Annotated in this window: 19 protein-coding genes and 1 tRNA gene; 11 read left to right on the forward strand and 9 right to left on the reverse strand. The window is 61.8% G+C overall.

The genetic code is table 11. From position 1 onward, the window contains the following. Window positions 1–523 precede the first annotated feature (523 nt). Window positions 524–1,558 (forward strand): DUF1648 domain-containing protein, encoded by a 1,035-nt coding sequence (locus LG294_RS08260; RefSeq protein WP_404291283.1) that lies wholly within the window; start codon window positions 524–526, stop codon window positions 1,556–1,558. A 197-nt stretch (window positions 1,559–1,755) separates the two neighbouring features. Here LG294_RS08260 and LG294_RS08265 read toward each other — a convergent pair whose 3' ends face one another. Then, window positions 1,756–2,712 carry a GlxA family transcriptional regulator gene (locus LG294_RS08265; RefSeq protein ID WP_404291285.1) on the reverse strand — a complete coding sequence of 319 codons (957 nt, stop codon included), beginning with the start codon at window positions 2,710–2,712 and terminating at the stop codon, window positions 1,756–1,758. An 85-nt stretch (window positions 2,713–2,797) separates the two neighbouring features. On the opposite strand from LG294_RS08265, the gene LG294_RS08270 reads away from it, so the two are divergent. After that, window positions 2,798–3,526, forward strand: a complete 729-nt coding sequence (locus LG294_RS08270; RefSeq protein WP_404291287.1) for an isochorismatase family protein — start codon at window positions 2,798–2,800, stop codon at window positions 3,524–3,526. A gap of 143 nt (window positions 3,527–3,669) precedes the next feature. On the opposite strand, the gene LG294_RS08275 is transcribed toward LG294_RS08270, so the two are convergent. Beyond that, on the reverse strand, window positions 3,670–5,679 hold the full coding sequence (locus LG294_RS08275; RefSeq protein WP_404291289.1) for an acyl-CoA dehydrogenase: 2,010 nt from the start codon (window positions 5,677–5,679) through the stop codon (window positions 3,670–3,672). Window positions 5,680–5,697: 18 nt separating this feature from the next. Then, the gene (locus tag LG294_RS08280) at window positions 5,698–6,375 is read right to left on the reverse strand and encodes a TetR/AcrR family transcriptional regulator (protein ID WP_404291291.1); all 678 of its coding nucleotides are present in this window, start codon (window positions 6,373–6,375) and stop codon (window positions 5,698–5,700) included. Window positions 6,376–6,439: 64 nt separating this feature from the next. On the opposite strand from LG294_RS08280, the gene LG294_RS08285 reads away from it, so the two are divergent. From LG294_RS08285 to LG294_RS08305, 5 genes are all read left to right on the forward strand, one after another. Next, complete coding sequence (locus LG294_RS08285) at window positions 6,440–7,735, forward strand: acetyl-CoA C-acetyltransferase (protein ID WP_404291293.1); 1,296 nt, start codon at window positions 6,440–6,442, stop codon at window positions 7,733–7,735. Beyond that, complete coding sequence (locus tag LG294_RS08290; protein WP_404291295.1) at window positions 7,736–9,073, forward strand: 3-oxoacyl-ACP reductase; 1,338 nt, start codon at window positions 7,736–7,738, stop codon at window positions 9,071–9,073. Then, the gene (locus tag LG294_RS08295; protein ID WP_404291297.1) at window positions 9,074–9,931 is read left to right on the forward strand and encodes a MaoC/PaaZ C-terminal domain-containing protein; all 858 of its coding nucleotides are present in this window, start codon (window positions 9,074–9,076) and stop codon (window positions 9,929–9,931) included. It begins immediately after the preceding gene. Between the two features lie 49 nt (window positions 9,932–9,980). Beyond that, the gene (locus LG294_RS08300) at window positions 9,981–10,343 is read left to right on the forward strand and encodes an ArsR/SmtB family transcription factor (protein WP_404291298.1); all 363 of its coding nucleotides are present in this window, start codon (window positions 9,981–9,983) and stop codon (window positions 10,341–10,343) included. A 92-nt stretch (window positions 10,344–10,435) separates the two neighbouring features. Then, window positions 10,436–11,344: a cation diffusion facilitator family transporter gene (locus LG294_RS08305; protein WP_404291704.1), complete on the forward strand. Its 909-nt coding sequence runs from the start codon at window positions 10,436–10,438 to the stop codon at window positions 11,342–11,344. Window positions 11,345–11,349: 5 nt separating this feature from the next. On the opposite strand, the gene LG294_RS08310 is transcribed toward LG294_RS08305, so the two are convergent. The 6 genes from LG294_RS08310 to LG294_RS08335 all read right to left on the reverse strand — a co-directional run bounded on the left by LG294_RS08310 (window position 11,350) and on the right by LG294_RS08335 (window position 16,511). Then, the gene (locus tag LG294_RS08310) at window positions 11,350–12,537 is read right to left on the reverse strand and encodes a glycosyltransferase (RefSeq protein ID WP_404291300.1); all 1,188 of its coding nucleotides are present in this window, start codon (window positions 12,535–12,537) and stop codon (window positions 11,350–11,352) included. Between the two features lie 539 nt (window positions 12,538–13,076). Continuing rightward, a complete protein-coding gene (locus LG294_RS08315) occupies window positions 13,077–13,688 on the reverse strand; it encodes a Fic/DOC family protein (protein WP_404291302.1) in 612 nt (203 codons plus the stop codon). Next, window positions 13,675–13,848 (reverse strand): hypothetical protein, encoded by a 174-nt coding sequence (locus LG294_RS08320; RefSeq protein ID WP_404291304.1) that lies wholly within the window; start codon window positions 13,846–13,848, stop codon window positions 13,675–13,677. The genes LG294_RS08315 and LG294_RS08320 overlap by 14 nt, the downstream gene beginning before the upstream one ends. 235 nt (window positions 13,849–14,083) lie before the next feature. Beyond that, window positions 14,084–14,167: transfer RNA gene (locus tag LG294_RS08325), tRNA-Leu, on the reverse strand. A gap of 266 nt (window positions 14,168–14,433) precedes the next feature. Beyond that, window positions 14,434–15,096: an NADPH-dependent F420 reductase gene (locus tag LG294_RS08330; protein ID WP_404291305.1), complete on the reverse strand. Its 663-nt coding sequence runs from the start codon at window positions 15,094–15,096 to the stop codon at window positions 14,434–14,436. 113 nt (window positions 15,097–15,209) lie between these two features. After that, window positions 15,210–16,511 (reverse strand): Nramp family divalent metal transporter, encoded by a 1,302-nt coding sequence (locus LG294_RS08335; RefSeq protein ID WP_404291306.1) that lies wholly within the window; start codon window positions 16,509–16,511, stop codon window positions 15,210–15,212. A 264-nt stretch (window positions 16,512–16,775) separates the two neighbouring features. On the opposite strand from LG294_RS08335, the gene LG294_RS08340 reads away from it, so the two are divergent. From LG294_RS08340 to LG294_RS08355, 4 genes are all read left to right on the forward strand, one after another. Beyond that, complete coding sequence (locus LG294_RS08340; protein ID WP_404291706.1) at window positions 16,776–17,441, forward strand: response regulator transcription factor; 666 nt, start codon at window positions 16,776–16,778, stop codon at window positions 17,439–17,441. Further along, window positions 17,438–18,868 (forward strand): ATP-binding protein, encoded by a 1,431-nt coding sequence (locus LG294_RS08345; RefSeq protein ID WP_404291308.1) that lies wholly within the window; start codon window positions 17,438–17,440, stop codon window positions 18,866–18,868. Before LG294_RS08340 ends, LG294_RS08345 begins: the two co-directional genes overlap by 4 nt. Further along, entirely contained in the window at window positions 18,861–19,847 is a 987-nt protein-coding gene (locus LG294_RS08350; RefSeq protein WP_404291310.1) for a TAXI family TRAP transporter solute-binding subunit, read from the forward strand. Before LG294_RS08345 ends, LG294_RS08350 begins: the two co-directional genes overlap by 8 nt. 79 nt (window positions 19,848–19,926) lie before the next feature. Beyond that, complete coding sequence (locus LG294_RS08355) at window positions 19,927–21,243, forward strand: M20/M25/M40 family metallo-hydrolase (protein ID WP_404291312.1); 1,317 nt, start codon at window positions 19,927–19,929, stop codon at window positions 21,241–21,243. The last annotated feature ends 6 nt before the right edge of the window (window positions 21,244–21,249 follow it).

Consider the following 21,249-nt stretch of genomic DNA (forward strand, 5'->3'; position numbering starts at 1 on the left):
GTTTATGTGCTGCAACCTGGGTACTCGCCGCTGATAATTTTCGAAGTCCGATGTTTTGCACCATGTTCAGGTGTCCATGCTGGCGGGCCGGGAGGAAAGAGTCCGCAATTTTCATGCTGAGGCATTAGGGCTAGTTGAAGTTCCGAAATCATCCGCTCTGCGAGTCGGGGGAAGTCGCTGGTTCCGAGCATTTGAGGCAACACAGTTGCAGCAGTGGTCCGTGTTGTGAGCGAGCGGGGTTTCCCCCAAGCGAAAAAGAGCATCCTGATTTTGCTGTCGAAAGAATTGTCAGGTTAGAACGAGTTGCCGACAAGGTTGCGAACGCCGGGTTCAAATCATCCTGGAGCGAGCGCCGTAGCTTTGAGGGTAAGAACGGCTCCATTGCCACGATCGTTTCTGCCATCGCGTTGAAGTCCTCGCGCTGATCAACAAGTGATATGCGGATTATTGGGTAACTGGCTATTCACTTGGTAAGGTTCATTCTAATGAATGGGCTTTAGGGGCTTGCAGGAGAAGAGGCATCGTGGCGGAACAGAAGAAGATGTACAACAGAAACTGGGCTCTCGGATGCCTCGGTGGGCTACTGGTCCTAGCGTTGGCTGCTTCTGCGTGGATGTATAGCGTGCAGAGCCGGTTACCCGCAGTGCTTGCAGTTCATTGGAATGGAAGCGGTGAGGTTGACGAGTTTGCGACCCTTGCCAATGTGGCCTTGACGACCGTGCTGCTGACGGTTTTTATTGGTGTTGCCATATGCTTGTCGGCGATTATGATGCGTGGGCATTCGCTCATGCTTGCTCGAATCGGATTGGGATTCGGCGTAGCTTTGAGTTCCATAGTCACCGGCCTATTCGTCGCGCTCGTGGCCGGTCAGATCGGTTTGGCGACCGCAGAACATGCTGAGTTGTCCGGGCCAGTGATTGCCGGAGCAATCGTTGTATCCGCCCTGGCTGGATTTGCAACCGTTATGGCCTACCGTCCCGAGGAGATCGTGCGCGATCAAAGCGTGGAAGCCCTTCGAGCGAATGACGTAGCCAACGATCCAGCTTCCGCAGCATCGCAAATAGAAGCGGGGCGCGCGGCTCAGCGCGTAGTGCACGTAATTCCGTTGAGGGTGACACCGTTCCGCTATTTGGTGGTGGCAATAGCGCTACTGGCGGTTCTTGTCGGATGGTATATGGATCAGTTTTATCTGGTATTTTCCTCTACCGTCGCGGGAGTCTTCTACTGGATCTTTTTCGCCGGGACCTTTGTGGTGGACGCGGCGGGTACCCGGTTCGTGGCCTCCGGTTTTTGGAAGGTAATGAAGCTGGACTACGCCGATATCAAAGGGGTCCATATTAAGGACCTGAAAGCGCTGGATTACGGTGGCTGGGGTTACCGATCTAATATTTCGGATCGGGGGTTCATCACCGGTGATGGCCCCGCGGTGTTGATCGACATGGGCTACTACCAGCAACAGGTCATCTCCATGCCTGATCTAGAAACTGCAGTAGAAACCGCCGCGCTGATCAACGCATACCGAGCGGTGGAATCCTCGAAATCCGCGGCCATCAAATAGGTAATCTGGTCTCTCCGGGAAATAAAGGGCCTTTGACTACTTCAGCGACCTTGTGCTGACCAATGACTGAATACCGCTGTCAAATTACGCCAGTGCATGGAAAACGCTGGCTTCCAATTCAGCTTTGTCGCGCTCGCTTTGGCTCTCGGCCAATTTGATCCGCGTGGATTGTCTCAATACAGAAAACGGGTCCCGCCCTAAGTTCGCATCTGAAACGCTTTGCGGTATTCCACCGGCGCCATTCCCTTGATCGCCCGGAATCTTTGGCGGAAGGATACTGGAGTCGCATATCCGACCGCACGGGCGATCTCGGCAATCGAGCTGGTGCTCTCTTCTAACAACTGGCTGGCCTCATCTACGCGCCACGTCATCACCCATTGATGGGGTGTTGTTCCTGTTTCTGCAGCGAATCGTCGAAGGAACGTACGCTCGGACATGCAGGCGAACTTAGCATATTCAGCCACGGTTCGGGTTTGGCTCGGATTTTCCAACAGCAAGGAACGGACCGCATGGAGCGCCTGTCCATCTGAATCTTTGAGGGCTACCGGACTACGTACAAATTGTGCTTGACCTCCGGCGCGATGTGGTGCCATCACCATGGATCGAGAAACCGTTGTCGCAACCATTCCGCCGCACAACTGGCGGATCAAGTGAATACTCAAATCTATGCCCGCTGCCACGCCAGCGGAAGTCCACACGCGATTGTTGCCCACAAAGAGTACCGACGGATCGACTTTGATTTGAGGGAATTTTTCGGCGAATTTATCGGTCAGCCCCCAATGCGTGGTCGCTTTGTGCCCATCCAAGAGCCCGGTTGCCGCCAAGACAAATGCGCCCGAGCACAGCGAGGCAATGACTGCCCCACGTTGGTGCGCTTCACGGATGGTTCGCAGGTATATCGAATCTGGAATGCTGTCGGGGTTACCTAATCCGGGGATCAGCAGCACATCCGCATTTGTAGCCCAGGTAAGGGATCCATCGGCAGCGCACGCTGCCCCATCCGTCAGCTCTACTAGTTCTGACTCATCCGAACACCTACGAAGTTCTATGTCCACGGGTGGAGACGAGATTCTTTCGGTAGCCCATGTCTCGGCGACGATGGCGACGTCAAAAAGTCTTGATCCTGGCATTAATAGCAGGGCTACATTGAGCATCTGACCATTATATGGCGGTAAATCATCGAACAGTGTCATAACTGACTCTCACGCTTTGCGCCGTACCGGCGGCAAAGTTGTAACCATGAATGAAATCGACGACCAGACTGCAACATCGACCCAAATGCCATCGGTGCAGACATCCGAGAACGCATCACATCCACGGGAAAAACTGGTTTCACAAGCAGCGCTGATCATTATCGATGTGCAACAAACTTTTGATCGCGCCGAGTACTGGGGGAGACGAAATAACTCCGAGGCCGAAAAGAATATTCAATGGCTGGTCGAAAGCTGGCAGGAGCGGGGACTGCCTATCGTCATGGTCACCCATACCTCTGATCGCATCGAGTCAACTTTTCATCCACAACACGCAACGTCGAAGCTGAAGCCCTTCTTGGCCGATGTCGTTCCGACCATCAAAATCACTAAGACCGTGAATTCAGCTTTCTACGGGACTCCGGACCTGGCCAGATGGTTAACTGGCCAAAATATGGATCGCATCGTTCTTTGCGGAATTCAAACGAATATGTGCGTGGAAACCACCGCGCGGATGGCCGGAAATTTGGGTTTTAAGACGCAGGTGGCGATCGATGCCTGCCACACCTTCGAGCTCAAAGGCGACGATGGCTTGATGATCAGTGCGGAGCAGCTAACACAGGTGACAGCCGCTAATTTATCGGAAGGTGAATTCGCCTCCGTCGAGTCGACCGCGTCAATCATAGGACGGCTGCGAACCGAGACCCGGAAAGCCGCAGCTTTGGCATCGCTCGATTTCTATTGCACTAGGCAAACAGGCAGTGCTTCAGCTTGCTGAAACCGCGGTTTGAGACGTATTTAGCGCGGTAGTGAAGACCCGGCGCTGACCTGGGTGGCGATCGGAGCATTGCCGTCTTGAGATGGAAAACCTGCGCAGCACGCCCGCCAGCAGAGCATTTTGCTGGCGGGCGTGCCGCGGTCTTAGGCCCGGGAGTTCTTCAGCGACTTCTCGCTGATCGGTGCCTGGTCGCTGGCGCGCAGCTTGGCGAAGTACGCCATAGCCTCGTCCTGGCGTTCGGCTTCGATGCCGCTGGAGATCTCCGCGCGCAGGTGGTCCTGGGTGTAGCCGAAGGCATCGACCAGTTCCTGGGCGTGCGGGCGCAGGCGGGCGAGCAGGCGGTTGATGTAGCCCGGCAGGGTGCGTGCGCGCTGCATGGACAGGCGGCCATTGGCCAGGAACCAGCCCAGATCGTCCTCGATCACGCTCAGCGCGAAGACGTCGCGCAGCCAGGTGAGCACCTCGCAGGTGGGCGCGTCGGACATCTTTTCCAGGGCGGCGGTGAAGGCCTCCCAGCGCAGCAGTTCGCCGTGCGCTCGGGCCGCGGCGATGAGCAGGTCCTGATTTTCGTTGAAGGCGTTGGCTGCCTTCAGCTTGTCCTTGCCGGCGGTGCGCAGCGCGGTGGCCACCTCGGCGATCTTTGCGTTGATCCGGTCTGCGAGCAGCTCGCGCTGGTTTTGCGGATCCTTGAAGAAGTTTGCGCTCTTGCGCTCATCGGAGATGTCCACGAAGGCCTGGCCGACGCTGCGCAACCCCGAGCGATGCAGCGCGGTGGTGCCCACCTGCTTGGCCACGTAGCGGGCCATGGCGCCAGTATCGAGCTTGCGGAACTCCTGGGCGTAGTCGGTGAGCAGGCGTTTGCCCACCAGCTGCAGCAGCACGTTATTATCGCCTTCGAAGGTCACGTAGATATCAAGGTCCGCGCGCAGCTGGGTGAAGCGGTTCTTGGCGATGAAGCCGGCTCCGCCGCAGGCCTCGCGCGCTTCCTGGATGGTGTCCAGGGCGTCCCAGGTGCTCAGCGACTTGAGCGCCGCGGCCAGGGTTTCCAGGTCTTGGCGGTCCTCGTCGGTGTCTTCGCGGCCGGAGAACACCGCGTCGAACTTGTCCAGCAGCTCGTCGTGGGCGAAGCTGGCCGCGTAGGTGCGCGCCAACCGGGGCAGCAGCCGGCGCTGGTGGCGCTGGTAGTCCAGCAGCGTGGTTTCCTCGGTGTCCGAGACGCTGTTGAACTGGCGGCGCTGGTTGCCGTAGGTCACCGCGATCTGCAGGGCCATCTTGGAAGCGCCGGTCGCCGCGCCGTCCAGCGAGACGCGGCCCTGGACCAGGGTGCCGAGCATCGTGAAGAAGCGGCGGCCCGGTGAGGAGATCGGGGAGCTGTAGCTGCCGTCGGGAGCCACGTCTCCGTAGCGGTTGAGCAGGTTGGTGCGCGGGATGCGCACCTGGGTGAAGTGCAGCCGGCCGTTGTCGATGCCGTTCAGCCCGCCCTTGAGCCCGTCGTCTTCGCCGCCGATGCCGGCCAGGAACTCGCCGTTGGCGTCGCGGATTGGCACGTAGAAGCAGTGCACCCCGTGGTTGACGCCATTGGTGATCAGCTGGGCGAAGACGGTGGCGGCGATGCCGTGCAGCGCGGCGTTGCCCAGATATTCCTTCCAGGCCGCGGCGAAGGGGGTGTGGATGATGAATTCTTCGCTGTCCGGATCGTAGGTGGCGGTGGTGGCCACCGCGGCGACGTCCGAACCGTGGCCGATCTCGGTCATCGCGAAGGCGCCAGGGACCTGGAGATTCATCGCGCCGGGCAGCCATTTGGCGTGGTGCTCGGCGGTGCCCAGATGCATGATGGCGCCGGCGAACAGGCCCCACTGCACCCCGGCCTTGATCTGCAGCGAGGGGTCCGCGGCGACGAGTTCCTCGAAGGCGGCGATGGATCCGCCGTGGTCATCCTGCCCGCCGAATTCCTTCGGGAAGGCGCGCTGCACGGCCTGCTGCTCGACGAGGATCTTCAGCTGGCCGAGCACCTGCTCGCGGTGCTCATCCATGGACCACGAGGGGTCGCGCTGCAGCTTCGGGTCCGCGGCGCGGGCCCGGGAGTCCTTGCGGATTTCGGCGTAGGGGCCGAGCAGCTGTTCGGCGAGGGCGTTGACGTTGATGCTGGTCATGGTGGAGCCTTTCGAATGCTAGGAGCGGGAGTTGGGGGAGATGCCGTGGGTGAGCCAGGCGCCCAGGGCCTGGGCAAGTTCGTTCAGGCTGGGCTTGTCCGGGGCGTCGGGCTGGCGCAGCCAGAGCTCCCCGGCCGAGCGGATCATGCCCAGCGCCGCGCGCGGCCAGAGTGCGGTGGCCTTGGAGGGGGTTAATGTGTGCGAGGCGAAGTGCGCGCTGAGCCGTTCGTTCATCAGCGAGGTGACCTCGTCGAAGAAGGCATTCAGCGCCCCGGTGGAGCCGGTGGCCGCGCGATCGGGCATGATGAGCACATCCGGGGTCTGCGCGGTGACGAAGAAGTAGAGGTTCGGGCTGCCTTTGGCCAGTTCCAAATAGGCGGTGACCATCGCGCGCAGCGCCCCGGCCTCGTCCCCCTCGGCGAGCCCGGCGGCGATGATGGAGTCGCGGAAGTCGGAGATGACCACGGCACCCAGCGCCTGGCGCAACCCTTCCTTGTCGCCGAAGTAGCGGTAGTACACCGGTTTGGAGGTGTTGGCGTGGGCCGCGATCTCCTCCATGGAGACCTGCGGGCCGAGCTTGTGCACCGCCTTGCGGGCAAGCTTGAGCAGTTCCTGGTGGCGTTGGCTGCGGTGCGCCTGCCAGCGGGCCGAGCGGCCGTCGGTTGCCGAGTCGTTATCGGGGGTGATCTTGTTCACGTAACCCACAGTATCATGTACTCTTGGTTACAGTAATACTTCTCACAACCCTAGGAGTTCCTCCATGGCCGATCAGCCAGTGCGCAATGCAGTCATCATCGGTGGCAATCGCATTCCCTTCGCCCGTTCGAACACCGCCTACGTCAACGTCTCGAACCAGGACATGTTCACCGCGGCGCTGGAAGGACTGGTGGCACGCTTCGGTTTGCAAGGTGCGCGCCTGGGCGCCGTTGCAGGCGGCGCGGTGCTCAAGCACTCCAAGGACTTCAACCTGATACGCGAGTCGGTGCTCGGCAGCTCGCTGGACGCGGCCACCCCGGCCTACGACGTGCAGATGGCCTGCGCCACCGGCATGGAGGCCATTGGCTCGCTGGCCAATAAGATCAAGCTCGGCCAGCTCGATTCGGCCATCGGCGGCGGGGTGGACACCACCAGTGACGCGCCGATCGTGGTTTCCGAGGGACTGCGCGCGGTGCTGCTGGAACTTTCCCGTGCGCGCAGCACCAAGGCCAAGCTGACCGCCCTGTCCAAATTGCGCCCGGCGCATCTGGCCCCTTCGGCTCCGGGCACCGGCGAACCGCGTACCGGATTGTCCATGGGCGAGCACCAGGCGATCACCACCCACGCCTGGGGCATCACCCGCGAGGAGCAGGACGAGCTGGCGCTGGCCAGCCACCAGAATCTGGCCGCCGCCTACGAGCGCGGCTTCTTCGACGATCTGCTCACCGCCTTCAACGGCCTGGCCAAGGACAACAACCTGCGCGCCGACTCGAGCCTCGAAAAGCTCTCAAAGCTCAAGCCGGCCTTCGGCAAGACGCTGGGCGACGCGGCGACGATGACCGCGGCGAATTCCACCCCGCTGACCGACGGCGCCTCCGCAGTGCTGCTGGGCAGCGAAGCGTTCGCACAGGATAATGACCTGCCGATGCTGGCGAACTTCGTGGACTTCGAGGCCGCAGCGGTGGACTTCGTGCACGGCGGCGAGGGGCTGCTGATGGCTCCGGCCTACGCCACCGCACGGCTGCTGGCACGCAATAACCTCACCCTGGCGGACTTCGACTTCTACGAAATCCACGAGGCCTTCGCCGGCACCGTGCTCGCCACGCTGAAGGCCTGGGAGTCGGAGGAGTTCTGCCGCGAAAAGCTCGGACTGGATGAACCGCTGGGATCGATCGACCGGGCTAAGCTGAACGTCAACGGCTCCTCGCTGGCCGCCGGGCACCCCTTCGCCGCCACCGGCGGACGGTTGATCGCCAGCACCGCGAAGATGCTGCATGAAAAAGGTTCTGGCCGCGCGCTGATTTCCGTGTGCGCAGCCGGGGGACAGGGCGTTGTCGCAATCTTGGAGGCACGAAGCTAAATGGCAGATAAGTACCTGGAACTAGTTAATACCGGCATGACCAAGAAGCTGGCCAAGCTGCTCGGACTGCCGCGTCCGCCGCGGCTGCGCCGCTACACCCCGGACACCGCGCTGCTGCCCGGTCCGGTGCTCGTGCTCGGGCGATCCGCGCATGCCGCGGCGCTGTGCGACACGCTGGTTTCCTGGGGGCTGGACGTACGCCGCCACGACGCCGGGCAGAGCAAGCTCGGCGGGATCGTACTGCTGCTCGATGAGCTCACCCACCCCGAACAGCTCTCCGAATTGATGCTCAGCACCGGCGCCGCGCTGCGCCAGCTGGTCCCCGGAGCGCGTGTTGTCTCCTTCTCCCGTCCCGCCTTGGCCGAGGATGCCCCTGCGGTGGCCGCGGTGCGCCAGGGCATCGATGGGATCATCCGTTCGCTCGGGCGCGAAATGCGCGCCGGAGCCACGGCCAATGGCATTGTGCTGGAAAATGCGACCCAGGCGGACAGCCCCAGCGCGCTGGGCGCCTTGCGGTTCTTCCTCTCCGGGCGCAGCGCCTACGTCGACGGCCAATTCCTGAGCGTGCGGACCGAGCAAGGCGAGCTCCCGGCAGATTTCCGTGCTCCGCTGGCGGGAAAGGTCGCGGTGGTCACCGGAGCTGCCCGCGGCATCGGCGCTGAAATCGCCCGGACCCTGGCCCGCGATGGGGCGAAGGTGGTGCTGGTGGATATGCCGGCGGCCGGGGATGCGCTGGCCAAGGTGGCCAATGAGGTCGGCGGCACCACCTTGCAGCTGGATGTCACTGCCAAGGACGCCGGGACGCGGATCCTGGATCACGCCCTGACTCGGCACGGCGGGCTGGATCTGGTGGTGCACAACGCCGGCATCACCCGGGACAAGCTGCTGGCGAATATGGACGCCGGACGCTGGGACTCGGTGATCGCGGTGAATATTTCCGCGCAGCTGCGCATGAACGAGGTTTTCCTCGCGGCCAAGCTGCCGGGCTTGCGGGTGGTCTCGCTGGCCTCGACCTCCGGGATCGCCGGGAACCGCGGGCAGACGAACTATGCGGCGAGCAAGGCCGGTGTAATCGGCATGGTGCGCTCCAGCGCGGCGCTATTCGCCGAGAAGGGCGGCTCGATCACCGCGGTGGCCCCCGGGTTCATCGAAACCGAGATGACCGCGAAGATCCCGTTGGGCACCCGGACGGTGGCGCGTTTGGTGCTGCCCTCGCTGATGCAGGGCGGACTGCCGGTGGACGTGGCCGAGGCGATCGCTTTCCTAGGCTCCGACGCGGCGGCCGGGCTGAACGGGGCGACCTTGCGCGTCTGCGGCCAATCGCTGGTGGGTGCCTAAGTGGATGCCGAACTAGTCACCGAAATTCCGAGCATGGCAGCGGTGTATGCCCGGGCGGTGAAAACCCTCACGCGCAAACCGAAAAATCCGGTGCTGCCCGAGGTGACGCTGATCTTCCACGGGGCGCGCGCGGATCAGGAAAAACTGACTGCCTTCCGCCAGGCAGTCAGCGCGCCGGCCAATGGGAAGCTTCCGAGCCTGTACGTGCACTCGCTGGCCTTCCCGCTGGCGATGTCGCTGATGCTGCGCGATGACTTCCCGCTACCGCTGCTGGGCATGATCCACCTGCGCAATGAGGTGAGCGTCGCACAGCCGCTGGCCCAGGACGAGGTCTTCGACGTCGAAGTGAATGCCGAAAACCTGGTGCCGCATGCCAAAGGCGCCTGCTGTGATCTGGTGGTGAAGATCGTGGTCGCCGGGGAAACCCGGCTCACGCTGCGCAGCACATTTCTGGCCAAGGGGGTCAGACTTTCCGGGATGGCGCCGGAGGCCAAGACCCACGAGCGTTTTGTGCCGCCGCGCCGCACCGCTGCGTGGAAACTCGATGGCGGCACGGGACGGCGCTGGGCCGCGGTGGCCGGGGACTACAACCCGATCCACCTCAGCTCGCTCAGCGCCAAGGTCTTGGGCATGCCCGGGGCGATCGCGCACGGCATCTACCTGGCCGCCCGCGCGCTGGCCGCTATTGAACCAGCCAACGGGAACTACGAGTGGGAGATCGAATTCCAGACACCGGTGGTGCTGCCGAGTGCCGTGGATCTGTCGTTTGCGCCGAGCGCTTCGGGATTCGCGGTGCAAGGCTGGAATTCACGGAAAGGCAAACCGCACTTCTCCCTGCGGCTGACCCGCGAGGAATAAAGCGTGCTGCGCCCTAGCCGGGGAAGGTCTGTAATGCCATAATGTGCGTATGAATGCAGATAAGAGAGTTTGTTCGCTGCAGGTCGACAGCCAGTATGTGGAACTCGCGGTGGAGGTCTTCTCCATGCTCGCCGACGCCACCCGGGTGCGGATCATCTTGGCCCTGCGCGAAGGTGAAATGGCGGTGGGCACGTTGGCCGGCATCGTGGGCAAATCCCCGGCGGCGGTCTCCCAGCATCTGGCAAAGATGCGTCTGGCGCGGATGGTTTCCACCCGCCAGGACGGCACTAAGGTCATGTACCGGCTGGAAAACGAACATGCCAGGAAACTGGTGGCCGACGCGATCTACCAAGCCGAACATGCCCTGGGCGGCGTGCCCGCGCACCACCGCGGCGAGCGAGGCACACCGTGAACACCACCGATGAATTAGGCCACCACTCGCACGAAGACCACGACGGGCACGTCCATCGCACGGGGTTCAAGGGGTGGCTGATCGAGCTGTTCATGCCGCATACCCATGATGCCGCCGATTCCATCGACGACGCCATGGAAGCCAACCGGGAGGGCATCCGCGCGCTGAAGATCAGCATGGTGATCCTGCTGGCCACCACGCTGTTGCAGGTGATCGTGGTGGTCATCAGCGGGTCCGTGGCGTTGCTGGCCGACACCATCCACAACTTCTCCGATGCGCTGACCGCCGTGCCGCTGTGGATCGCGTTCATCCTGGGCCGCAAGGTGGCGAGCAAACGCTATACCTACGGCTACGGGCGGGCCGAGGACCTGGCCGGGTTGTTCATCGTGCTGGTCATCGCGCTGTCCGCGGTGCTCGCCGCCTGGCATTCGATCGAGCGGCTGGTCAACCCGCAGCCGCTGCAGAACCTGTGGTGGGTGCTCGCCGCCGGGCTGATCGGCTTCGCCGGCAACGAGCTGGTGGCGGTCTACCGGATCCGGGTCGGGCAGAAGATCGGTTCGGCCGCGCTGGTGGCCGACGGGGTGCATGCGCGGACCGACGGCTTCACCTCCCTGGCGGTGGTCTTTGGCGCGGTGGGCGTGATGCTCGGCTTCCCGCTGGCCGATCCGGTCATCGGCCTGCTGATTTCAGCGGCGATCATCGTGCTGCTTGCCGGGACGGTCAAAAGCATTGGCCGGCGGCTGATGGATGGCATCGAGCCCGAGCTGGTTTCCCGCGCCCGGACCGCGCTGGAAGGGGCACCCGGGGTGCTGGAAGTCTCGCGGCTGCAATTGCGTTGGGTGGGGCACCGGCTGCAGGGCAGCTCAACCATCGTCGTCGCCGACGCGGCACTCTCGCAGATCGAAGGGATCATCGCCGAGGCCGAGCAGCGTTTAGCCGCGGCGTTGCCCAAGCTCGAGGACATGGTGATCACCGCGTCCACGGGCGAGCCTCGGCGCTGAGCCGCCTAGGAACGGCATTGGCAGGACATGCGGTAGCTGGCCAGGGTGGCAACCGCGGCCCGCTCCCAGGTGAATTCGCCCGAATTCTCCAGCGCCGCGTGCCCGGCCCGGGTCACGCGCGCCGGATTGCGGGCCAGTTCGATCAGCTGCTGGGCCCACAATTGTGCGGAGGGCTCGGGGATCAGCCAGCCCGAAACTCCGTCGTCCACCGCGTAGCCCAATCCGCCGACCCGGTTGGCCAGCACCGGAGTGCCGCAGGCCTGTGCCTCGGCGGCGACCAGTCCGAAGGTCTCGGACAGCGATGGCACGGCCACCACATCGGCGTTGGCGAAAACCGTTGCCAGTTCCGATGGCTGCAAGGGGCCGAAGAAGCTCAAATGCTCGGCTACCCCTTCGCGGCGTCCCAGAGCCGGCAGGTCGTATTCCCCGCCGCCGGACAGCGCACCGAAGAGCGAGGCGGTAATGCGCAGATCGGGAGCGCTGCGCTGGGCAATGCCCAACGCCTCGATGAGTAGATGCGCGCCTTTCAACCGCTGCATGCGCCCGGCATAGACCAGATGCAGGTCATCTTCGCCCAAGGGGCGGGCAAGCTTGTCCTGCTCCGGGTGGAAAATGCGGTGGTCCACCCCCGGGAGCACAACATCGAGCCGCTCGCGTTCGAGCTGGTAGAAGCGCTCGAGCTGAGCGGCCTCGACGGGAGTATTGGCGATCACCCGGTCGGCTTGCGCCAGCAAGGCCCTTTCGGACTCTTTGCGCAGCTCGGGTTCGGTGAGACCGGATTCGAATTCCTTGGCCGCCGCCGAGGTATGCATGGTGAGCACCAGCGGCACCTGCCACGCTGCGGCAAGTTTCTGCCCGACGATGCCCGAGAGCCAATAGTGCGCGTGCACGATGTCGATCTTAAGCCCGCTCAGGTGCGCGGCGATCTGCTCGGCGGCCGGATCGATAATGGCAGGCAGTTCGTCTTTGCTTAGCACCTGGCCGGCGGCGACCTGCACCTGATGCATCCACACGCCCGGATTTACCTCCACGCTGCTGCTCGGCTCGGCGGTACGGGTGAGCATGTGAACCTCGTGCCCGAGCGCGCCAAGGGCGAACGAGAGATTCTGGATGTAGACGTTCATGCCACCTGCATCTCCGGACCCTGGCTGTTGCATGGGGGAGGTGTGCAGGGAGAGCATGGCGATGCGCATGTAGAGAGGCTCCAGCCGGATCGAGAATAAGACCGTAGGACAAATGAGGGTCGTGTTGATATTACCAATTACCGCAATAAGGTGTTTCGGGGTAGACCCTGTCCAGCAATGTTCGAAGTGTGGCTGGTCCTTCGATGGACTAAAATATGGTGCAAGGTAAATGGCGGACCAAATGTCAGATCACCGCGTTATGCGCCGGAGGCTAAGTCGAGTTACTTGAATTCTGGCAACGGTGGGTTGCTTAAGAGCAAGCTCGATATCGTGCAACCGATAAATTGGCGGAGTACTCATCGCCACCTGCCACCACAAGATTGCTTAGGCGACGCGGCGTCGCGAGGTGGATGCATCCCGGGCAGATTCCGGTAGCGAGCGATGCGGTCGTCCTGCGATCGCCCGGGCAAATCGATTCTGCACCTACTGCTAGCTCACCTTAACCCACGCATCGACGGGCTAACCGAGGGGCGGAGATCATGGCCATTGAAAGTAGTTGATGCGGTTCATGAATCACCGTGCAACGAAACATGGGACAAATCAGGAGCTTAAACTGGTGGTACGGCCGAGACACACCTATCCAAAGCCCGACGCAAAGGCTCTAGGTTCAGATCCTCCCTTGCGATTCTGCTTGTCTCGTTCAATTCGTTACCTTGTATAGATTGCCAAACCAAGTACCAACCGGCGGAAAACGCTAGTCTCGACCAGTAGGTTCGTTGCATCCGACCATTTCCCTCACGGAACGGGTGAATGTGGTTGAGCTCGTCGTAAAATTTCGCTAGTGAATCAATGAAGCCTTCTTTATCCAGGTCTTTGAGATGGTTGCGATTCGCCAGCTCGGACATGACATTGTCGATAAGAAAGGGAATGTGAGAGCTGGGTGCAAAAAATTGTCCTGATCCCCGCCGCATATTAATGGTCCGGTATTCGCCGGCCCAATCGTAAACATCCTGAAATAGATGCCTGTGGAGGCCTTTTATTTCCGAGGCATCACGAGTTGGTTCCACTAGTTCATGATCGCGAAGTTGAACGACACGTGCGTGAAATAGGTCGGCTTCGGCCTTCGCGAGCGCTTGAGACGAGTCGGCCCCGACTAAGTTCCGCAGAACTCCATCGGGGCTGATCAAATACGGATCCTCGATACTATTATTTGAGGCCATATCGTTCTCGAGTAATCCTCACTAGCTCATCTGCCGTGATATCACCCGCAACGTAATTTTTTGATTCTTCAGCATATTCCGAGCTGACGGTCAAACCTTCAAGGTATACGCTGTGAGTGGCTTCATCCACCCAAGCAGTTCGCATTTTAAGTGTAGACATGTGCGCTCCCGCAAGTGTTGGTTCTACTATTCTACCGGCGCCGGGATCCTATTCCAACTAAGACGAGTGGGTTATCTCCTGAGTAACTGAGTCGGAGCTAAGGCATGGAGGCTGGGACTGAGATGCGTCCTCGGCGATCGCCTGGTTGGGACTTAGGGATTTAGCCCCTGTTTGCTGTCAGTACTGGTATATAAAAAATCCCCGGTTGACCGAAGTCAACCGGGGATTTCACCTGTGCGCGAAAGGGGACTTGAACCCCTACCCCCTTGCGAGGACTAGCACCTCAAGCTAGCGCGTCTACCTATTCCGCCACCCGCGCAGGTTATGCGTTGTCTGCGTTGTTATCGCTGGCAACGAAGTAAAACTTTACCACCGTCCGGCGACGTTTACCAATCGGGCAGGATTGGCCATCAAGGCTCCAAAATCCGCGGAATCATGCGGGAAACTCCGGCTTGATTAGTGGTTTAACATAAAATTTCGATGAATCAGTGTTGAGCGTCACAGCAATTCGCTCGTTTACTGGGATCTGACGAAGGTTTTGCGCCACCCCTTCGCCAAGCTGCAGTTTGTTCTGCCGGATGCAGCTTAGGCCCGCACGATCGACCGTAGCTGTTCGGCGCCGAGTACCTGATTGAAGATTTCGCCATCCGGTTCCAGCCAGTGGCCTGCGGCAAGATTGGCCAAGCGAACCGGTTCGTAGCCCAGCGCGCTAATCAAAGTCTCTGCGAGGGCGGCGCCTTCTGGGTAATCGGTGGCGATCCCCAGTGCCCGACGGTGCCCAGCCTTCACCGATCCGTCGGAATCCAGATCCCAATGGCTGATGTGGTTCAGCGCCTTCACGACCCGCGACTCCGGAAAATGCGCGGCAATGGCCTCGGAGCTGGACAGCCCAGCACGCAGGCTGATTTCCAGCCAGTCCGGCAAGGGTTCGTCCTGCCACCGGTTTGTCGCATCCAACAACACCAGACCCGCCAGGCTGGCCTGCGCCACGTCGTCCAGGTCCTCCTGAGGGACCATAAGCACGACGAAGTCGACGCCCGCACCGATGTCTTGGGCCGGCACCGCCTGTGCCTGCGGAGCGTATTGAGCCAGATGGTATTTCATCTGGCTCACGGGCCTTGAGGAAGCGATGTTGACCGCTATGCCGGCAGTCGCGGCCGCACGAGCCAAAGCGGTGCCTGCACGGCCTGCACCCAGGATGCCAATGCGTTCAATTCGTGCCGCCGACGGGTGGGGGCTCTGGCCCATGTGGATCCTCCTACGTTCGTACTTGAAGCCTAGCCGCAGTTGCCGGGTTGGCGCATGAAAAAGGCCACCGGCCCGAGTGTGGAACTCGGGCCGGTGGCCTAGATGGAGTTTGGCTAGCCGCCAAAGAGCGGAGCGATGTTCTTCCAGAGCTGCTGGATGCCCAGGGAGATGAACAGTAGCGCGGTAATGCCCAGCGCCGTGTTGGTGTGCCAGCGGTTCGCCCAGCCCTTAGGGATGCGCTTGCCGTTGAGCAGGCCCAGCAGGGTGATCGCCAAGAATGGCATGAACAGCGAGCCGAGCACGCCATAGGCGAGAATCAGGGCGATTGGCTGGTCCAGTAGGAACAGCACCATCGGCGGGAAAGTCAGCCACAGGACGTAGAACTTGAAGTACTTGCCGCCGGTCAGGGTGTCCTTGTGTCCAGCAGGCTTCTTGCGCATGTGGCCCCAGAAGTCGGCGAACATCAATGACACGCCGTTCCATACGCCGATGATCGATGAGAATGAAGCGGCCCAGAAGCCCACGAGGAATCCGGTGCCGACAAAAGTGCCGTAGCGCTCGTTGAGCACTTCGCCCAGATCCAGCAGGCCGCGGTCACCTGCGGAGATCGAGACACCTGCGGCGCGAACTACTTCAGCGCCGACGATCAGCATGGCGATCACGAAGATACCGGTCATGACGTAGGCCATCGAGTTGTCAATGCGCATTACGCGCATCCACTTAGGGGTGATCCAACCCTTTTCGCGCAGCCAGTAACCGTAGGCCGCCAGAGTGATGGTGCCGCCAACGCCACCGGCCAGAGCCAGGGTGTAGACCACGCCGCCGGACGGAATCATAGGTACGAGACCCTTGAGCATTTCCGGAACGTTCGGTACGGCAATGACCGCCAGACCGACCACGGTGACGAACATGATGCCCACGAGTACGGCGGTGACCTTCTCGAAGAAGGAGTAGCGGCCGAACCAAACCATGGCGAAACCGGCCAAGCCCATCAGCACAGCCCAAATTTTCAGGTCCACCGCGGGGAAGAGAGCCGCCAGCGGCATCGCCGCCGAGCTCATTGCCGTGGCGCCATATACGAAGCCCCAGATGATGATGTACGGGCCGAAGTACCAGGTGGTCCACTTGCCCAAGGACTTCCAGCCCTCGAAGATGGTCTTTCCGGTGGCCAGCGTGTAGCGCCCAGCGCCTTCAACCAAAACGATCTTCAGGATGACACCCAAAATAACCGCCCACAACAGGGCGTAGCCGTACTGGCTACCGGCTACCAATGTGGCGACCATGTCGGCCGCGCCCACACCAGTTGCCGCAACAACCAGGCCCGGGCCAATAATCTTCCATTTTGGTGGTCCGCCACCGTCGCGGTCGGCGTGAACCGGGGCGCCCTCTGCGCCCGGCTGATGCTGTTCGGCCATGAGTGAAGTCCTTAAAGTGTTTAGCTCGTATCCGGTGCGAGTACCGGGATGCCTCAAAACAGTTGGTGTGAGCAATGATCGTCGTTGATCTTCATCACGGCAACTAGAGAGACAGATCTAATGTATGGGTGAGTAGCATCATAACCAAGGTGTGAGCCAAGTCTTAAGTGGTTCTTAGGAAACCAATCGGTCGGTAAGTGGTCGAATTCAGCTGATAAAGTGCTTGACAGTGCGTGGTGCACCAAGGATTGAAAGGACGTGGCCTTGCAGCTGCTCATCGTCGAGGACGACGACGCCGTCGCGACGGCTCTTGCCGATGCCGTGGCAGCTGCCGGACACACAGCCCAATGCGTCACCCGCGGGGAGGACGCGTTGCTGCGCCACCGGGAAGCAGACATGATCCTGCTCGACCTCGGCCTGCCGGATATGGACGGTCTGGAGGTGCTGCGCAAGCTGCGCCTGGTCACCACGACGCCGGTGGTGATCCTCAGTGCCCGCAACGACGAACGCAGCGTGGTGCGCGGGTTGCGCCAGGGCGCTGATGACTATCTGGTCAAGCCGATCGGACTGACGGTGCTCCTAGCACGCATCGAAGCGGTGGCCCGCCGGTCGCGGATGAGCTCCCCGGTTTCCAAACTCCTGCAGGTCGGCGAGTTGAGCATCGATCTTGACACGCGGGAGGCCCAATTGGGGTCGCGGGCGCTGAACCTGACCGCCAAGGAATTCGATTTGCTGACGCTGTTGGCTAAGCATGCCGGCTCGGTCATCACCCGGGAACAGATCCTTGATGCCCTCTGGGGCGACGCCTTCGTGGCCGTCTCCCGTTCCCTGGACGTCCATCTGACAGGGTTGCGCGCCAAACTTGAGCGACCAGGAATGATCATCAACGTTCGCGGTGTTGGCTACCGCATCGAGGCAAATCTCCAGTGAGATGGCGGGTCATCGCTATTCTGGGCTCGCTGCTGGCTTTGCTGGTAGTGATCGTCTCGGCGGTGCTGATGCAAAATGCGAGCGTTGACGCGACCCAGGAGCTGCGGTTGAGCCGCGAAGCGTCGCTGAACCGATTCATCCAATTGGGTGCCCAGGCCGAAGCCGATGCCGAGCACAGCAAGGTGCAGCTGGAGATGGACACCTATTCCGAACTCTATGACGAAGGGCTGCTGTTGCGCCTGGGCACCGTGACGCTGACTTCCGGCCAGCTGGATCCTACGGCGCCCAAGGTGGTGCGGGCGTTGGAGAATACCGAGCTGAACCTCGCGCATACCGATATCCCCACCATCAATCCCTTCGCCGCTGACCACGCGCTGATTGCGCGCCCTTTTGGCAACTCGACCCAGGTCCTCGGCTCGGCGCTCATGGAGGTAAACCTGGACACCTCACGCCAGCTGGTCCTGCAGCGCTGGGCCATGGTGGTGCTGTTGAGCCTCGCTTCCGGGGCTGCCTTGCTGCTGCTCGCGGACCGGGTCACCGCCTGGGTGCTCAAGCCGATTCACCGGCTTAACGAAGCAACCAAGGAATTGGCGAAAACGAAGACCTCGGCCCCCTTGGAAGCGGCCGGTCCGCCCGAGCTGCGTGAATTGGCGCATTCCTTCAGCAAAATGTCCGATGTGATGACCGCTAGCCTCGCCGCGCAGCGGGAGCTGATTGCCGAAACCTCGCACCAGCTGCGCAATCCCGTGGCGGCCCTGCGGCTGCGGGTCGACTTGCTGAAGCTGCGCCTTGGTTCAGAGGCGAACCCGCAGGCGGTGCAGGCCGTTGAGAAGGAATTGCGCCGGGTGGAGTCGCTGCTGGACGCGGTGCTCCGGCTGGCCAGTGCGGATCATCGGCTCTCCGAACAGGCAGCGGGCAGCACGCTCGCTGCCCGTGCGGCGGATGCAGATGCGGTAAGGGTGCGCGAACTGCTGATTGAAGAAATCGAACGGCAGTCCATGGCGGCGCGGCAAAGCGGTACCGAGCTGCTGCTGGACGCCGGGAACAACGCGGATGTCCTCATTGCCTGCAACGAGTTCGAGCTGCAGCAGATGCTCGCCGAGCTCTATGAGAATTGCCTGAAGTATGCGGCAGGGTCGCCGATAGAAACCACCCTTCGGGCCGCGCCGGATCTTGTTGAAATCACCATCCGCGACCATGGCCCCGGACTGGGCGAAGCGCAGTTGGCTCAGGTGACCGAAAGGTTCTGGCGCGCCGACCCGAACGGGACGACCCCCGGCACCGGGTTGGGCATGGCGATCGTGGAACGGCTCGCCCGCGCCAACGGGGGAGAACTGCGGGTAGCGGCGGCAGCAGGCGGTGGCCTGTCCTTCAGCTTGCTGATGCCACGCGGCCAAGGCCACAGCGGGGGCGGTCCAGGTGCTTAAATACGAAAACCAGGGCTCGGGGCTCCCTGGCCGACGGCGACTGCTGCGCTGGGCGGGGCTGGGTGCCCTCGCCGCTACTAGCTTGCCGGCGTTGGCCTCCTGCTCGCAGGGGGCGCTGATCGAGCGGCTGAATGTGGCCGGCGGCGAAAGCGGCGGCATGTACTTTGAATTTGCGAACCTGCTCGCCACGGCCCTGGTCCGCTACGGCATCGCCGCGCACTCCGAAGCGTTGCTGACCGAGGCGAGCGTCGAAAACCTCGAACTGCTGGAGAACGGGCAGGCAGGGCTATCGCTGGCCCTGGCGGACACCGTGGCCCAACGCGAACTGTCCGCGGATTCTTCGCTGGTGGCTCTGGGCCGGGTCTACCAGAACTACTACCACTGCATCGTGCGCCGCGACAGCCAGATCCGAACGCTGGCCGACCTGTCCGACCAACGTCTGGGAACAGGAGCGCCGGGTTCGGGCACCTGGGTGACCGGGCAGCGCATTCTTTCAGCCGCCGGGCTGGAATCCGAGGGAACAAAGCCGAGAGAACGCCAATTGGGCTACGTAGCCGGGCTCAAAGCGCTGGAAGCCGGGGAAATTGACGCGCTCCTGCTATTCGGCGGCATCCCGGTCAGTTCCATCACTGAGTTGGGACTCAAAATGGAGCTGCGATTGATCAATCTGGCAGGGGTGCTTCCGGCCCTGCGCACAGAGCATCCGCGGCTTTACGAGCACGTGATCATTCCACGCAACACCTATCCGGGGGTGGCCGAGGTCAATACCGTGGGAGTGGCGAACCTGCTGATGACAAGCGCTGGGCTGCCGGACCGGGTGGCGGCGGCGGTCGTCGAGCTATTGGTGAACCATGCGCGTGAACTCATTCCGCGCAATAGCGCCGGAATTCAATACCTCACTCCCGATACGCTGATCTCCACCGGCGGGCAACCCCTGCATCCAGCGGCCGCAGCCACCTACCGCAGACTCCATGGCTAGGCGAGGCCGAGCACAATTGCCCTCCGCGAACTAGGGTAGATAGCAAATACGGCCGTCACTGCGAACAGAGGTCCACAAGATGCCCAGCACCCGCTCCTATGAACTGATGCAAGATGAAGTGGTGCAGATCTGCCGCAAGCTGATCACCATCGACACCACCAACTTCGGCGAGAATAACAGCCATGGCGAACGCGAGGCCGCGGACTATATCGCGGAGCTTTTCGCCGAGGTCGGCCTGGAGTCTGCGATCTACGAATCGGCGCCGGGACGCGCGAACCTGGTCACCAGGATCCCCGGCAGCGATCCGAGCCTGCCGGCGCTGGTGGTGCATGGGCATCTGGACGTGGTTCCGGCGATCGACGAGGATTGGTCGGTGGACCCCTTTGGCGCTGAGCTCATCGACGGCATGATCTGGGGCCGCGGAGCGGTGGATATGAAAGATATGGACGCGATGATTATCGCGGTGATCCGGCACCTGATGCGTGAGCAGATCAGTCCGCGCCGCGATCTGATCATCGCGTTCTTCGCCGACGAGGAAGCCGGCGGCGACTGGGGCTCGATGTGGATGGTGGAGCAGCATCCAGAAGTCTTCGCCGGGGCCGGGGAGGCGATCAGCGAGGTCGGCGGATTCTCCACGGAGATCGCCGGGCAGCGTGCCTACCTGGTGCAAACCGCGGAGAAAGGGATCGCCTGGATTAAGCTCGCCGCGCATGGGGTGGCTGGACACGGTTCGCAGCTCAATACGCAGAACGCGGTGACGCGCCTGGCCGCCGCGGTGAGCCGCATCGGTGAATACCAGTGGCCGCTGTCCTATACGAAAACCACGCGCGCCCTCTTCGAGGAGCTGGCCCAGATCTGCGGAATCGAGTTCGTCGAGGAAAACCCCGGCGAGCTGCTCGAGGCGTTGGGGGATACCAGCCGCTTTGTCGGCGCCACGCTGCAGAACACCTCGAACCCCTCGGTGCTCAAAGCCGGCTACAAGCATAATGTGCTGCCTGGCTATGCCGAGGCGCTGATCGATTGCCGCACCCTGCCCATGGAACACGAATCCACCATCGAGAAACTGCGCGAGCTGGCCGGAGAACACGTCAACCTCACTCTGCTCCAAGACCAGCAGTCGCTGGAGGTGCCATTTAGCGGTGAGCTGGTTGATTCGATGGTGCATGCGCTACAGGCCGAGGACCCCGAAGCGCTGGTCTTGCCTTATATGCTCTCCGGCGGCACCGACAATAAAGCGCTGGCAAAGCTGGGGATCACTGGCTACGGTTTTGCCCCCTTGCAGCTGCCCAATGATCTTGATTTCACCGGCATGTTCCACGGGGTTGATGAGCGGGTGCCGATTTCGGCTCTGAAGTTCGGAACCCGTGTCCTTGACCGACTACTGCGCGACTACTAGGAGAAG

This window comes from Glutamicibacter arilaitensis (assembly GCF_044793945.1).
Taxonomy (GTDB): Bacteria; Actinomycetota; Actinomycetes; order Actinomycetales; family Micrococcaceae; genus Glutamicibacter; species Glutamicibacter arilaitensis_B.